We start from the raw sequence: 13,796 nt of genomic DNA on the forward strand, positions 1-13,796 counted from the left end.
GCCCCGCGGCGGCGGGGTGCGGGGCGGGCTTCTACAATCCGCGCACCGCTTGATTCACAGCAAGCGCCGCGTGCCCATCCGGCACGCGGCGTTCTTATTTCCGGAGACGCCCGACCATGGATACCCGAACCGCCCCCCAGGCCCTGCGCATCGAGCGCGTTCGCGACGCGCTGCGTGCACAAGGCGCCCACGCCGCCCTGGTCCCCTCGGCCGATCCGCACCTCTCCGAATACCTGCCCGAGCGCTGGCAGGGTCGTCAGTGGCTCTCGGGCTTCACCGGCTCGGCCGGCACCCTGGTCGTGACCCTGGAGCGTGCCGCCGTGTTTGCCGACAGCCGCTACTGGTCGCAGGCCGAGCATGAGCTGGCCGGCACCGGCATCGAGCTGGTCAAGGTCAACACCGGCGCGGCCAGCCATTACATCGACTGGATCCTGGCCCAGCTGGTCGCCGGCCAGACCCTGGCCGTGGACGGTCAGGTGCTGGGCCTCGCCCTGGCTCAGCAGCTGCGCGCCGCCTTGGCGCCCGCCGGTCTCACCCTGCGCAGCGATCTGGACGTGGTGCAGGCGGCTTGGGACGAGCGTCCCGCCCTGCCCGCGGCCCCGGTCTATGAGCATCTGCCGCCCGAGGCGGCCGTCAGCCGGGCCGACAAGCTGGCCCAGGTGCGCGCTGCCATGGCCGCGCGCGGTGCCAGCCACCACTTCATCTCCACCGTGGACGACGTGGCCTGGCTGCTGAATCTGCGCGGCGCCGATGTGGACTACAACCCCGTCTTCATGGCCCATCTGCTGCTGGATGCCCAGAGCGCCACCCTCTTTGTGGGCGCCGGCAAGGTGGACGCGGCCCTGAGTGAGCGCCTCGCGGCCGATGGCGTGAAGCTGGCCGGCTATGAGCAGGCGGCCGCGGCCCTGGCTGCCCTGCCGGGCGAGGCGCGCCTGCTGCTGGACCCCAAGCGCGTCACCCTGGGTCTGCGCGAGGCCGCTCCCGCGTCGGTGAGCATCATCGAGGCCATCAACCCCAGCACCCTGGCCAAGAGCCGCAAGACCGCCGAGGAAGCCGTCTTTGTGCGCCAGGCCATGGAGCAGGACGGCGCCGCCATGTGCGAGTTCTACGCCCGCTTCGAAGCCGCCCTGGCCCGCGGCGAGCGCCTGAGCGAGCTGACGGTGGATGAATGGCTTACCGCCGCGCGCGCCCAGCGCCCCGGCTTCAAGGGCCTGAGCTTCCCCACCATCGCCGGTTTCAATGCCAATGGCGCGATGCCGCACTACCGCGCCACGCCCGAGTCCTATGCGCAGATCGAGGGCAACGGCCTGCTGCTGATCGACTCCGGCGCGCAGTTCCTGGGCGGTACCACCGACATCACCCGGGTCTGGCCCATTGGCCAAGTCAGCGATGCCCAGAAGCGCGACTACACCCTGGTGCTCAAGGGCATGATCAATCTGAGCCGCGCCGTCTTCCCGCGCGGCACGCTCAGCCCCATGCTGGACGCCCTGGCCCGTGTGCCCCTGTGGCAGCACGGCCTAGACTACGGCCATGGCACGGGCCATGGCGTGGGCTATTTCATCAATGTGCACGAGGGCCCGCAGAGCATCTCCAAGGCCGTGCCGGATGCAAACATGGCCATGGAGCCGGGCATGATCACCTCCAACGAACCCGGCCTATACCGCCCGGGCCAGTGGGGCGTGCGTATCGAGAACCTGATCCTCAATGTGGGGCACGAGACACCCGAGAACGGTCAGTTCGGCGAGATGCTGGCCTTCGAGACCCTGACCCTGTGCCCCATCGACACCCGCTGCATTGCCCGCGGTGTGCTCAATGCCGAGGAAGTGGACTGGCTCAATCGCTACCACGCCGAGGTTCGCCGCCGCCTGGCCCCGCTGCTGAGCGGCGCGGCCCTGGACTGGCTGAAGCAGCGCACCGAGGCGCTGGTCTGATCGTCCTGCGCCGGCTGGCGAAGCCGAGCGCAAGAGCCTAGACTCTGTACAGGATAGACGCGGGGCGGCATGGCGCCGCACCCGTCACATCCCTACGGAGGCTCAAATGCGGCAGTCCAGCAAGCGAGTGGTCCCGGCCATGCCCGGCGCTTATTCCCAGCCTCCAGCCCCGCCCCCGCTTCTCTTCTCCCACGGTTTCTCCGAGGACGGCTTGCATCGCGGCCTGCTGATCGTGCTGCTGGCGCTGGCCGCCCTGGCCACGGTGGAGGCGCTCAACACCCGTGTGGCCGTCTGGCTGCTGGAACCGGTGCTGGTTCAGGTGCCTGCGGGGCGTTGAGGGCATTGAGGGCGCAGGGGCCGCTCGGTCCGCAGGCCCGCGCCAGACGGCCTACATCTGCCGGAACAGATGCAGATAGCTGCGGCTGACCGGCAGGATTTCGGGGCGGCCGCGCAGATGCAGATCCGCCGTTTCATTGGGCCCGCGGGTCACATGGCTGATCGCGTGCAGATTCACCACCACCGAGCGGTGCACCTGGGCAAAGGTCTGGGGATCGAGTTGCTCGATCAACTCCCGGATGGGCGTGCGGATCAGGGCTTCACCTTCCTGCCAGACCACCAGGGTGTATTTTTCATCTGAGCGCATGAAGATGACCTGGTCCACCGGGATCAGCTTCAATGTCGAACCCACCGAGGCCCGCAGCCACTGCAAATAGGCGGGCTGGCTGGGCGGCGTTGCCGCCGCGGTGGCCCTGCGCAGGCGCTCATCCAGCTGTGCCAGGGCAGCCTCCATCGCCGCCTCCAGCGCCGCGCCGCCGCCACGGGTGCCCCCCGGCTGGCTGGCCAGCCGCTCTTGCAGGCGCTGCACCGTGTCCCGCAGGCGGGCGGACTCCACCGGCTTGACCAGATAGTCCAGGGCCCCTTGCTCAAAGGCCTGCACCGCATACTGCTCATAGGCCGTCACAAAGACCAGCTGCGCCCGCCGCGCCAGCTGGCGCGCAGCTTCCACACCGCTCAGACCCGGCATATGCACGTCCAGAAACACGATCTGCGGCTGCAGTTGCTCAAACAGCTCCACGGTCTCACGCCCGTTGCGCGCCCGGGCCACCACACGCAACTCGGGCCAGGCCTGAGCCAGGGCACGCTCCAGGCTGTCTCGCAGCAGGGGCTCGTCATCGGCAATGAGCGCGGTGGGGGCGACATTCAAGTTCATGGCTGAAATTCGATCTCGGCGCGCAGGCCATGCGGACGATTTTCCGTCAGGTCCAGGCGTGCGGAGCTGCCGAACGCCAGTTGCAGCCGCTCACGCAGATTGCGCAAGCCCGTGCCGCTGCTGCCGGCCGAAGCGCTGGAGTCGGTCAGCCCTCTCCCGCTATCGCTCACCCACAGCCTCACAGGCCCGTCGCTCCCCTCGCGCCGCCCGCCCAGCTCGATGACACCGCCCTCCTCGCTCGGGTCGATACCGTGACGCACCGCGTTCTCCACCAGGGTCAGCAGGGCCATGGGCGGAAAGCGAAGCGTCCGCAACTCGGCCGGCACCTCGATGCGGTAAGCCAGACGGTCCGGCATGCGCAGATGCATGAGCTCCAGGTAGGCCCGCACCAGGCCCAGCTCGTCGCCAAGGCTGGCACTCGGATCTTGAAGACGCGGCATGGCCGCGCGCAGATAGGCAATCAAGCTGCCCAGCACCGGCGCCGCCTGCGGGGATCCGGTCTCGACCAGGGCGCGGACATTGGCCAGGGTGTTGAACAGAAAATGCGGCTCCACCTGCGCCTGCATCAGGCGCAAGCGAGCGTCCAGGGCGCGGCGCTCCAACTCGCTGCGCTCCAGCTCAAAGTGCAGCGCCTGGCTGCGCGCTTCGGCATCCCGCTGACGGTAAAGCGCTCCCATGGCCAGCAAAGGGCCGATCAAGAGGCCGGATCCGGCAATCCACATAAAGCCCAGCAGTCGCCCCTCGCTGCGCAAGAGACTGGCGAAGTCCCCACCCACCGACACCAGATAGACCAGCAAGGTGCCAGCCGGAACCGCCGCCACCACCACCACCACCTGAAAAAACCAGCGCGCCAGCCAACGCGGCAGACGCCGTGGCCACTGCCCGGCTGCGGCAAAGGCCAGCAGGCTGAGCAAGCCCACGAACAGCGTGCGCCCGAGCAACACGGGCGTTGGCGTGATGAAGATGGGCGCCAGCAACAGGGCCGCGACCACGGCCAGGCCCAGGGCGACGGCAATGCGCCCGGGCGTCAGCGTGGCGACAAAAGCCTGCCAGGCCTCGCGATGGCTGGGCAAGGGAGAGCCGGGGGATGGAGATGGCGCCGCTGAGAACATGCCGGCACGATAGCGTGCCCGGCCACAGCACTCCAAGCCCGTGCCGGGCGTGGCGCGACGAACGACGGAATCACGGCCCTCAGCGGCGGGCCGGCACTGGCGTCCTGGGCCGGCTCAAGGCTTCCTGGAGCCGCACATCACCACATCGCGGCCGGCGCTGATGGCAAAGCGCAGCGCCTCGGCCGGTGAAGCCCAGCCATAGCCACCGGCCAGGTTTTCGTCCCTGAACATCTCCTGCCTGGCGGCGTTTTCACCGCTGCGCAAGCGCATCACCACCACCGCGGCCACATAGCCAAAGCTGCGCGGTCGCTCCATGGCGCCGGCGTAGATGCGGAAATCCCCGGCATCGACTTCTTCGAAATGCATGCTGCCCTCCCTGGCCGCCAGTGGCCGACTGCTTGACTGCGCTGCAACTATGGCTGCCACGCAGCGTCAGCGCCATACAACCGAAGGGGGCCCTCCGATGGGGGGCTGCTCAGGCCCCGCCCAGCCGGGGCGCAGCAGGGGCTGCCTCCAGAGCCGGCGCATCGCTCTGGTCCTTGAGCGCCACCCCGGTCTGGCCCAGGCGGCGGGCCTCGCGCAGCAGCCACAGCAGCTTGCGAGCGGCCTCGGCCGGCGCCAGACCCTCGGCCCGCACATTGGAGATGCAATTGCGCTCGGCATCGCTGCGCCCGCGGCGCGGCGCCCAGGTGAGGTAGAGGCCCAGGCTGTCCGGCGAGCTCAGGCCGGGGCGCTCGCCAATGAGCATCAGCACCGCCTGGGCGCGCAGGCGCTCGCCGATCTCGTCGCCCAGGGCCACCCGGGCCTGGCGGGCGATCAGCACCGGCCCCAGGCGCAGGCTCGGCCCGGCACGCTCGCGCAGCGCGGCCAGCACGGCGGGCGCATGGCGTTGCACGGCCAGGGCCGAGAGCCCGTCGGCCAGCACCGGCTGCAGCTCGATCTCGCCCCAGCGCCCGCAGGCGGCGTCCAGGGCCGCGGCGCTCTCGGGCGCCAGGCGCCGCCCCAGATCGGGGCGCATCAGGTAGCGGGCGCGGTCGGGCGCGGCGCTGTGCAGGCACAGCGTCTCCCAGCCCTGCCCCGCCAGCTCGGTCTGCAGCGCCGCCTCGTCCAGGGGCAGGTGCACCGCATCGCGGGCCAGGGCGTGGTCCACGCCAAAGGCCAGCACATCGCGGCTGCGCTGGGCGGCGCCGCTGCGGCCCAGGGCGATGCGGGCGCGGGTGAGCGCGCGCAGATCGGCCCAGGCGGCGTCGCTGTGGGCAGGCAGCTCGGCGGGGTCGTCACTCATGCCAGCAGGGGCTGGCGCAGCCGCGCCAGCGCCGGGTGTTGCGGGCCCACGGGCAGCAGGCGGCCCTGCGTGTCCACTACCCCCAGGCCCTCCAGCCAGGCCTGGAACTCGGGCGCGCGCCGCAGGCCCAGGGTTTCGCGCAGATAGAGCGCGTCGTGGAAGGAGCTGCTCTGGTAGTTCAGCATGATGTCGTCGGCCCCGGGCACGCCCATCACGAAGTTCACACCGGCCACGCCCAGCAGGGTGAGCAGATTGTCCATATCGTCCTGGTCGGCCTCGGCATGGTTGGTGTAGCAGACATCGCAGCCCATGGGCAGGCCCAGCAGCTTGCCGCAGCAATGATCCTCCAGACCGGCACGCAGGATCTGCTTGCCGTCGAACAGGTACTCGGGGCCGATGAAGCCCACCACCGTGTTGGTCAGCAGGGGCTTGAAGGCCCGCGCCACCGCATAGGCCCGGGCCTCGCAGGTCTGCTGGTCCAGGCCGTGGTGGGCGCCGGCCGAGAGCGCACTGCCCTGCCCGGTCTCGAAATACATCAGGTTCTCGCCCAGGCTGCCCCGTCCCTGGGCCAGAGCCGCGGCCTGGGCCTCGCGCAGCAGGGCCAGATCGATGCCGAAGCTGCGGTTGGCGTCCTCGGTGCCGGCGATGGACTGGAACACCAGGTCCACCGGCACGCCGCGCTCGATCAGGGCCAGGGTATTGCTCACATGGGTCAGCACGCAGGCCTGGGTGGGTGCATCCAGCTGCGTGATCAGCTGGTCCAGCAGGCGCAGCAGGCCCTCCAGCTGCACCAGGCTGTCGCTGACCGGGTTGATGCCGATGACCGCGTCACCCGCGCCGTAGAGCAGGCCGTCCACGATGGCGGCGGCAATGCCGCGCGCATCGTCGGTGGGATGGTTGGGCTGCAGGCGCACCGCCAGATGACCGGGCAGGCCCAGGGTGTTGCGAAAGCGGGTGACAACCCGGCATTTGCGCGCCACCGCGATCAGGTCCTGGTTGCGCATCAGCTTGGAGACGGCCGCCACCATCTCGGGCGTGAGGCCCGGGGCCAGGGCGGCGAGCACGGCGCTGTCGGCCGCGTCCGACAGCAGCCAGTCGCGGAAGTCGCCCACGGTGAGATGGGCGACAGGGGCGAAGGCCGCGGCATCGTGCGTATCGACGATGAGGCGCGTGACCTCGTCGGCCTCGTAAGGCACCAGGGCCTCGTTCAGAAAGGCCTTGAGCGGCAGCTCGGCCAGGGCCAGGCGGGCGGCCATGCGCTCGGTGGCGCTGCCCGCAGCCAGGCCGGCCAGCTGGTCGCCCGAGCGCAGGGAGCTGGCCCGGGCCAGCAGGCTGCGCAGATCCTCGAAGTGCCAGAGCATGCCGCCCAGAAGCTGTCGATACGCCATGCAGCCAGCCTAGCGAATCGCGTGCCAGGGCGCTACCGTGCAGCCCCGCAACGCGCTGCGGGACTTCAGGCCAGGCGCAGCGCCATGATGCCAGCCAGGATCACGCCGGTGCCGGCCGCGCGCTGCCAGCCAAAGCGCTCACCCAGCAGCAGGCTGCCGATCAGGGCCGCAAAAAGCACCGAGGTCTCGCGCAGGGCCGCCACCGTGGCCACGGGCGCGTGCATCATGGCCCACAGGGCGATGCCATAGCTGCCCAGGGAGGCGGCCGTGCCGCCCGCGGCGGGCTTCCAGCGCGCCGCCATATAAGCCCGCACCTGGTCCAGGCGATCGCGGCGCTGCCACAGCACCAGGCTGAGATAAGGCAGACCGTCCAGCAGAAAGAGCGCCGCCACATAGGAGGCGGCCTCGCCATTGGCGCGCACGCCCAGGCCGTCCACCACGGTATAGGCGGCAATGAAGACGGCATTGATCAGGGCGTAGCGCATCGCCTTACGGCGCCGGGATTCATCGCCGCCGGCCGAGCCCGCCTGGGCCAGGCCCAGGGTCAGCACACCCAGGCTGATGGTCAGCACGCCCACCCAGGCCAGGGTGGACAGCCGCTCGCCCAGCAGGGCATGGGCGCCGAGGGCCACCAGCAGGGGCGCGCTGCCGCGCATCAGCGGATAAGTCAGGCCCAGATCGCCATGCTTGTAGGCCCCGGCCAGGGCCGTGTAGTAGCCGATGTGAATCAAGGTGGAGGTGATTACATAAGGCCAGGCGGCTGCCTGGGGCAGGCCGGTGAACAGCAGCAGGGGCAGGGCCAGTATGGTGCCCAGGCCGTGGATCAGGGCGGTGTTGAGCGCCTTGTCGGGTGCGGACTTGATCAGCGCGTTCCAGCTGGCATGCAGCAGCGCCCCAAGCAGCACGGCAGCGAGTACGGGCAGGCTGATGTCCACGACCCAGCGTCTCAGGCGCTTGCCAAACGCTTGCGGGTGCGCTCGCGGCTGTTCATCACATGCTCGAACATGGCCTGGCCGGCCGCCTCGGCATCGCCCGAGGCGATGGCCTTGACGATCTGCCGATGCTCGCGGGCGTAGATCGCCATGGATTCGTGGCTCAGGTTCTGGCGCCGGAACATGGTCAGCTCCTTGGTGAGCTTGCGGTAGACGGCGCAGAGCTTGGCATTGCCCGAGAGCTCCAGCATGCGGTCATGGAAGGCCAGATTGGTCTCGTGGAACAGGGCCGCGTCATCGCTCTTGGCAGCCTGCTCCATGGTGTCGGCCATGCGGCGCAGCTCGCGAATCTCGGGGGCGCCCAGGGTCTGGGCCAGCTTGCGGCCCACATACTGGTCCATCATGGCGCGCAGCTCGAAGATCTCCAGCGCCTCCTCCAGGGACACGGCGCGCACAAAGACACCGCGGTTCTTCTCGGTGCGCACAAGGCCTGCCTCTTCCAGCATGCGGAAGGCCTCGCGTACCGGTGCGCGAGACACGCCCAGCTGCTCGGCCAGCAGCTGCTCGGTGAGCTTGTCGCCGCCCTTGAGGGCGCCGGACAGGATCTGCTGCTCGATATGCGCCTGCACCAGACTGGCAAGCGAATTGCACTGCAGTTGTGCGATCAGGGGCTGGATCTGGCGGGGGCTGTTCATGGCGGACTCCAGTGTATAGACCCGACTACAGATTGTCGACAATCGACAACATTCAACCTACAAAAACCCTTGGCCTTGATCTTGCATTGCCTGTGTGACACGGGTTTGTCATTTGCAAAAGCCATAAACGCGGCTGTCCTTTTCTGCCACGGAGATCAAGATGACGTTCGCCAAGAAGTTCATGGCCGGCCTGCTGGGCACGGTTTTCGCCACCGCCGCCATGGCGGCCGACAAGGTGCAGCTGACCGTGTACACGGCGCTGGAGACCGACCAGTTGAAGGCCTACCAAAGCGCCTTCAACCAAGTGCATCCCGAGGTGGACATCAAGTGGGTGCGCGACTCCACCGGCGTGATCACCGCCAAGCTGCTGGCCGAGCAGGCCAATCCGCAGGCCGATGTGGTGTGGGGCGTGGCCGCCTCCAGCCTGGCCCTGCTGCAGAACAAAGGCATGCTGGAGCCCTACGCGCCGCTGAACCTGGACGCAATCATGCCCCAGTACCGCGACAAGTCCGCACCCCCGGCGTGGTGGGGCATGAATGTGTTCGGCGCCACCGTGTGCTTCAACACCGTCGAGGCCAAGAAGCGCAACATTCCCCTACCCACCAGCTGGAAGGACCTGCTCAAGCCCGAGTTCAAGGGTCAGGTCGTGATGCCCAACCCCGCCTCCTCCGGCACCGGCTACTTCGACGTCGTGGCCTGGCTCAAGCTCTGGGGTGACGACAACGGCAAGGGCGGCGGCTGGAAGTACATGGACGCGCTGCACGAGAACATCGCCCAGTACACCCACTCCGGCTCCAAGCCCTGCAATATGGCCGCCGCGGGCGAATATGTGGCGGGCATCTCCTTCGAGTACCGCGGCCACACCAACAAGGCCAAGGGCGCCCCCATCGAGCTGGTCTTCCCCAAGGAGGGCCTGGGCTGGGACCTGGAGGCCTTCGCCATTCACAAGGGCACCAAGAAGATCGCTGCCGCCAAGAAGCTGGCCGACTGGGCTTCCAGCAAGGACGCCATGAAGCTCTATGGCAAGAACTTCGCCATCACCGCTCAGCCCGGCGTGGCGCCCAAGCTGCCCAATATCCCGGCCGACTATGAGTCGCGCCTGGTGAAGCTGGACTTCAACGAGTCGGCCATCGCGCGTGAGCGCGTGCTCGCCGAGTGGACCCGCCGCTACGACGGCAAGAGCGAGAAGCGCAAGTAAGTCCGGCGCCCTTCAGAACGGCAGGTCCACCATGAGCGTCTCCACCCCCTACCTGGAGCTGCAGGACCTGGGCAAGCGCTTTGGCGCTTTCCAGGCCCTCAGCGAGATCCAGCTGAGCATCCGGCGCGGCGAGTTCGTCTGCTTTCTCGGCCCGTCGGGCTGCGGCAAGACCACCTTGCTGCGCATCATCGCGGGCCTGGAGCAGCAGAGCTGCGGCCGCCTGATCCAGGACGGCCGCGACATCTCGCGCGAGCCGCCCGCGGGTCGCGACTACGGCATCGTCTTCCAGTCCTACGCCCTGTTCCCCAATCTCACGATTGCGGAGAACGTGGCCTATGGCCTCAAGGGCCAGACCCGGGCCTGGCGACGCGCCCGCGTGGAGGAGCTGCTGGATTTGGTGGGGCTCTCGGGCACCGGCGCCAAGTACCCGGCCCAGATGTCGGGTGGACAGCAGCAGCGCGTCGCCCTGGCGCGGGCCCTGGCCACGGCGCCGGGTCTGCTGCTGCTGGATGAGCCGCTCTCGGCCCTGGACGCCCTGGTGCGCGTGCATCTGCGCAACGAGATTCGCGCCCTGCAGCAGCGCCTGGGCGTGACCACCATCATGGTGACCCACGACCAGGAGGAAGCCCTGGCCGTGGCCGACCGCATCGTGGTGATGAATGCCGGGCGCATCGAGCAGGTAGGCACGCCGCTGGAGATCTACCGCCAGCCCGCCTCGCCCTTCGTGGCCGACTTCGTGGGCAAGGTGAACCGCCTGGAAGCCGTGTCCGAAGGAGATCACTGGGTGCGCTGCGGCAACAAGCGCTGGTACTGCCCGCCGGGCTCCGGCGGACAAACTGCCGCCTTTCACCCTGGCGCACGCCTGGCGCTCTATCTGCGACCCGAGGACCGCATGATCGAGCAGCAACTGCCCGAGGACCACCCCGGCCTGTGCTGGGGCAAGGTGCAGCAGGTGGAGTTCCTGGGCGGCAACTGCCTGGCTCGTATCGCCATCGAGGGCCTGGACAACCAGCCGGTGGACCTGCAGTTCTCCCTCAACCAGATGGACGAGTTCGGCGTGGCCGCAGGTCGGCAGCTGCGCTTTGCACTGCGCACCGACCGCCTGCGCGTGTTCCCGGCCGCCGGCAGCGCATCGTGAACAGCACCCCGACCTCTTCTCTGAGCATGTCCATCGCCTCCCGCCCCCTCGGTCCGCAAGACGGTGCCGCGCGGGCCGCGCCGCGCCAGAGGGTGCCGCTGGCCGAGCGCCTGGCCCAGCTGGGCCTTTTGGCCCTGTGCGCCCTGCTGCTGCTGGGCCTCGGTGGCCCGCTGGCGGCCCTGCTGGCCCAGGCTTTCAGCCAGGGCGGCCAGGGTGGTGCATTCGCCCATTTCTGGGTCTATCTGGGCTCGCCGGGCCTGCTGTCCAGCTTGTGGAACAGCCTCTGGGTCTCGGTGATGGTCACCCTCATCGTGCTGCCCCTGGCCTTTGTCTTCGCCTACGGGCTCACACGCAGCGCCATGCCGGCCAAGGGCCTCTTGCGCAGCATCAGCCTGCTGCCCCTGCTGGCGCCCTCCCTGCTCTCGGCCATCTCCCTGATCTACTGGTTCGGCAACCAGGGCGTGGCCAAGAGCCTGCTGCAGGCCCTGGGCTTCGAGAGCATTTACGGCGCACCGGGCCTGGTGCTGGCACAGTGCTTCGCGGTCTTCCCCCATGTGCTGATGGTGCTGGTCACGGCCCTGAGCCTGGCCGATGCGCGCCTGTACGAGAGCGCCGACGCCATGGGCGCCTCGGCCTGGCGCAAGTTCATCACCATCACCCTGCCCGGCGCCAAGTACGGCCTGGTCTCGGCCGCCCTGCTGAGCTTCACCCTGGTGATCACGGACTTCGGCGTGCCCAAGGTGATTGGCGGCGACTTCAATGTGCTGGCCACCGATGTGTTCAAGCTCGTCATAGGCCAGCAGGACTTCCAGCGTGGCGCCGTGGTCGCCCTGCTGCTGCTCACGCCCGCCGCCCTGAGCTTTGGTGTGGACCACTGGCTGCAGCGCCGCCAGACGGCCATGCTGGGCGCGCGCGCCGTGGCCCTGGTGCCTAAGCGCTCGCGCGGCTTCGACGCCCTGATGCTGGCCTTCTGCGCCCTGATCGCGGCCCTGATGCTGGCCATGTTCCTGATGGCGGTCTATGCCTCCTTCGTCAAACTTTGGCCCTACAACCTGAGCCTCAGCCTGGACCACTATGTGGTGGGTATCGTGGACGCGGAGCTGGGCGACGCCCTGTTCAACAGCCTGAAGCTGGCGGCCGGCAGCGCCCTGCTGGGCCCGTTGCTGGTCTTTCTGGGCGCCTATCTGCTGGAGAAGACCCGCGGCCTGGCCCCGCTGCGCAGCCTGGTGCGTCTGCTGGCCAGCCTGCCCATGGCCGTGCCCGGCCTGGTGCTGGGCCTGGGCTATATCTTCTTCTTCAACGCGCCTGCCAACCCGCTGAGCTTCCTCTACCAGAGCGGCGCCCTGCTGGTGCTGTGTACCGTGGTGCACTTCTACACCACGGGCCATATGACCATGGTCACCGCGCTCAAGGCCCTGGACCCCGAGTTCGAGGCCGTCTCGGCCTCGCTCAAAGTGCCTTTCTACACGACCTTGTGGCGCGTCACTCTGCCCATCTGCCTGCCCACCCTGATCGAGGTCTCGCGCTACTTCTTCGTCAACGCCATGACCACGGTCTCGGCCGTGGTCTTCCTCTACTCGCCCGACACCAAGCTGGCCTCGGTCGCCATCCTGAACCTGGACGAGGCCGGCGAAATCGGCGCGGCCACCGCCATGGCGGTGCTCATCGTCGGCGTCTCGCTGGCCGTGAACTGCCTCTATCTGCTGCTGGGCCGCTGGGCCCAGGTGCGCACCCAGGCCTGGCGCCAGCGCTGAAGCCCGGCGCCCCTCGACACACCCCCAAGACTCATCCGCCATGGACCGCGACAACATCCTCCTCACCCCCGGCCCCCTGACCACCACCCTGCGCACCAAGCTGGCCATGCTCAAGGACTGGGGCTCCTGGGACACCGACTTCAACGCCCTCACCGCCCGCGTGCGCGGCGAGCTGCTGGACATCCTGCACGCCCGCGACAGCCATGTGCTCGTGCCCCTGCAGGGCAGCGGCACCTTCAGCGTGGAAGCCGCCGTGGCCACCGTCGTGCCGCGCGACGGCCATCTGCTGGTGCTGGACAACGGCGCCTACTGCAAGCGCATGGGCCGCCTGGCCAGCCTGATGGGTCGGCGCACCACCATCGCCAGCCGCTCGGAAGAGGCGCCGGTGGACCCGCAGGAGCTGGAGCGCCTGCTGCTGGAAGACCCCAGCATCAGCCATGTGGGCCTGATCCATTGCGAGACCGGCACCGGCATCGTCAACCCGCTGGCCGAGATCGCCGAGGTCTGCGAGCGCCTGGGCCGCGGCCTGATCGTGGACGCCATGAGCAGCTTCGCCGCCCTGCCCATCGATGCGCGTGCCCTGCGCTTCGACGCCCTGATCGCCGCCAGCGGCAAATGCCTGGAAGGCGTGCCCGGCATGGGCTTCGTCTTCATCCGCAAGGCTATCGTGGACGGCTGCGCCGGCAACAGCCACTCCCTGGCCATGGACCTGCACGACCAGCATGCCTATATGGAACGCACCGGCCAGTGGCGCTTCACCCCGCCCACTCATGTGGTGGCGGCCCTGGCCGAGGCACTGAGCCAGTACCGCGAAGAAGGGGGCCAGGCCGCGCGCCTGGCGCGCTACCAGGCCAACCAGCGCGTGCTGGTCGAGGGTCTGGCGGCCCTGGGCCTCCAGACCTTTCTCAAGCCCGAGCTGCTCTCGCCCATCATCCTGACCTTCCGCGCGCCCGAGCATGCGGACTACGACTTCAAGGCCTTCTACGCGAGCGCCAAGGCCCAGGGCTTCATGCTCTACCCCGGCAAGCTCACCGAGGTCGAGACCTTCCGCGTGGGCTGCATCGGCGCCATCGGGCCGAAGGAAATGCAGCAGGCCGTGGACGCCATCGCCCGCGCGTTGCAAGGCATGGGCGTGCGGGCTGCGGCGGCCTGA

The 13,796-nt window shown here is 68.8% G+C and carries 13 protein-coding genes; 6 read left to right on the plus strand and 7 right to left on the minus strand.

Features of this window, described 5'->3' with window-relative positions; all coding sequences use genetic code 11:
• Positions 1-116 precede the first annotated feature (116 nt).
• Together DFR39_RS13480 and DFR39_RS13485 are read left to right on the plus strand one after the other, a co-directional pair.
• Entirely contained in the window at positions 117-1,931 is a 1,815-nt protein-coding gene (locus DFR39_RS13480) for an aminopeptidase P family protein (RefSeq protein ID WP_133604099.1), read from the plus strand.
• A 106-nt stretch (positions 1,932-2,037) separates the two neighbouring features.
• Positions 2,038-2,268, plus strand: coding sequence for a hypothetical protein (locus tag DFR39_RS13485; RefSeq protein WP_133604100.1), 231 nt, complete (start codon positions 2,038-2,040; stop codon positions 2,266-2,268).
• Between the two features lie 51 nt (positions 2,269-2,319).
• Here the strand turns inward: DFR39_RS13485 and DFR39_RS13490 are convergent, their stop codons facing one another.
• The 7 genes from DFR39_RS13490 to DFR39_RS13520 all read right to left on the minus strand — a co-directional run bounded on the left by DFR39_RS13490 (position 2,320) and on the right by DFR39_RS13520 (position 8,553).
• Positions 2,320-3,141 (minus strand): LytR/AlgR family response regulator transcription factor, encoded by an 822-nt coding sequence (locus tag DFR39_RS13490; RefSeq protein ID WP_133604101.1) that lies wholly within the window; start codon positions 3,139-3,141, stop codon positions 2,320-2,322.
• A complete protein-coding gene (locus DFR39_RS13495; protein ID WP_162849527.1) occupies positions 3,138-4,214 on the minus strand; it encodes a sensor histidine kinase in 1,077 nt (358 codons plus the stop codon). Before DFR39_RS13495 ends, DFR39_RS13490 begins: the two co-directional genes overlap by 4 nt.
• Before the next feature lie 153 nt (positions 4,215-4,367).
• Positions 4,368-4,619 carry a hypothetical protein gene (locus tag DFR39_RS13500; RefSeq protein WP_133604103.1) on the minus strand — a complete coding sequence of 84 codons (252 nt, stop codon included), beginning with the start codon at positions 4,617-4,619 and terminating at the stop codon, positions 4,368-4,370.
• 109 nt (positions 4,620-4,728) lie between these two features.
• Positions 4,729-5,538: an ethanolamine ammonia-lyase subunit EutC gene (eutC, locus tag DFR39_RS13505; RefSeq protein WP_133604104.1), complete on the minus strand. Its 810-nt coding sequence runs from the start codon at positions 5,536-5,538 to the stop codon at positions 4,729-4,731.
• A complete protein-coding gene (locus DFR39_RS13510; RefSeq protein ID WP_133604105.1) occupies positions 5,535-6,926 on the minus strand; it encodes an ethanolamine ammonia-lyase subunit EutB in 1,392 nt (463 codons plus the stop codon). The genes eutC and DFR39_RS13510 overlap by 4 nt, the downstream gene beginning before the upstream one ends.
• A 65-nt stretch (positions 6,927-6,991) precedes the next feature.
• On the minus strand, positions 6,992-7,861 hold the full coding sequence (locus DFR39_RS13515; protein WP_246030829.1) for an EamA family transporter: 870 nt from the start codon (positions 7,859-7,861) through the stop codon (positions 6,992-6,994).
• Between the two features lie 11 nt (positions 7,862-7,872).
• Positions 7,873-8,553, minus strand: a complete 681-nt coding sequence (locus DFR39_RS13520) for a phosphonate utilization associated transcriptional regulator (RefSeq protein WP_133604107.1) — start codon at positions 8,551-8,553, stop codon at positions 7,873-7,875.
• Positions 8,554-8,713: 160 nt separating this feature from the next.
• Between DFR39_RS13520 and DFR39_RS13525 the strand changes: the two genes are divergently transcribed.
• From DFR39_RS13525 to DFR39_RS13540, 4 genes are read left to right on the plus strand one after another with little or no spacing between them, the layout of a single operon-like run.
• On the plus strand, positions 8,714-9,751 hold the full coding sequence (locus DFR39_RS13525) for a putative 2-aminoethylphosphonate ABC transporter substrate-binding protein (protein WP_133604108.1): 1,038 nt from the start codon (positions 8,714-8,716) through the stop codon (positions 9,749-9,751).
• A 31-nt stretch (positions 9,752-9,782) separates the two neighbouring features.
• Positions 9,783-10,889, plus strand: a complete 1,107-nt coding sequence (locus DFR39_RS13530; protein WP_133604109.1) for a putative 2-aminoethylphosphonate ABC transporter ATP-binding protein — start codon at positions 9,783-9,785, stop codon at positions 10,887-10,889.
• 26 nt (positions 10,890-10,915) lie between these two features.
• Complete coding sequence (locus DFR39_RS13535) at positions 10,916-12,643, plus strand: putative 2-aminoethylphosphonate ABC transporter permease subunit (RefSeq protein WP_133604110.1); 1,728 nt, start codon at positions 10,916-10,918, stop codon at positions 12,641-12,643.
• Positions 12,644-12,683: 40 nt separating this feature from the next.
• A complete protein-coding gene (locus DFR39_RS13540) occupies positions 12,684-13,796 on the plus strand; it encodes a 2-aminoethylphosphonate--pyruvate transaminase (protein WP_133604111.1) in 1,113 nt (370 codons plus the stop codon).

The organism is Roseateles asaccharophilus, from assembly GCF_004362405.1.
GTDB classification, from domain to species: Bacteria; Pseudomonadota; Gammaproteobacteria; order Burkholderiales; family Burkholderiaceae_C; genus Kinneretia; species Kinneretia asaccharophila.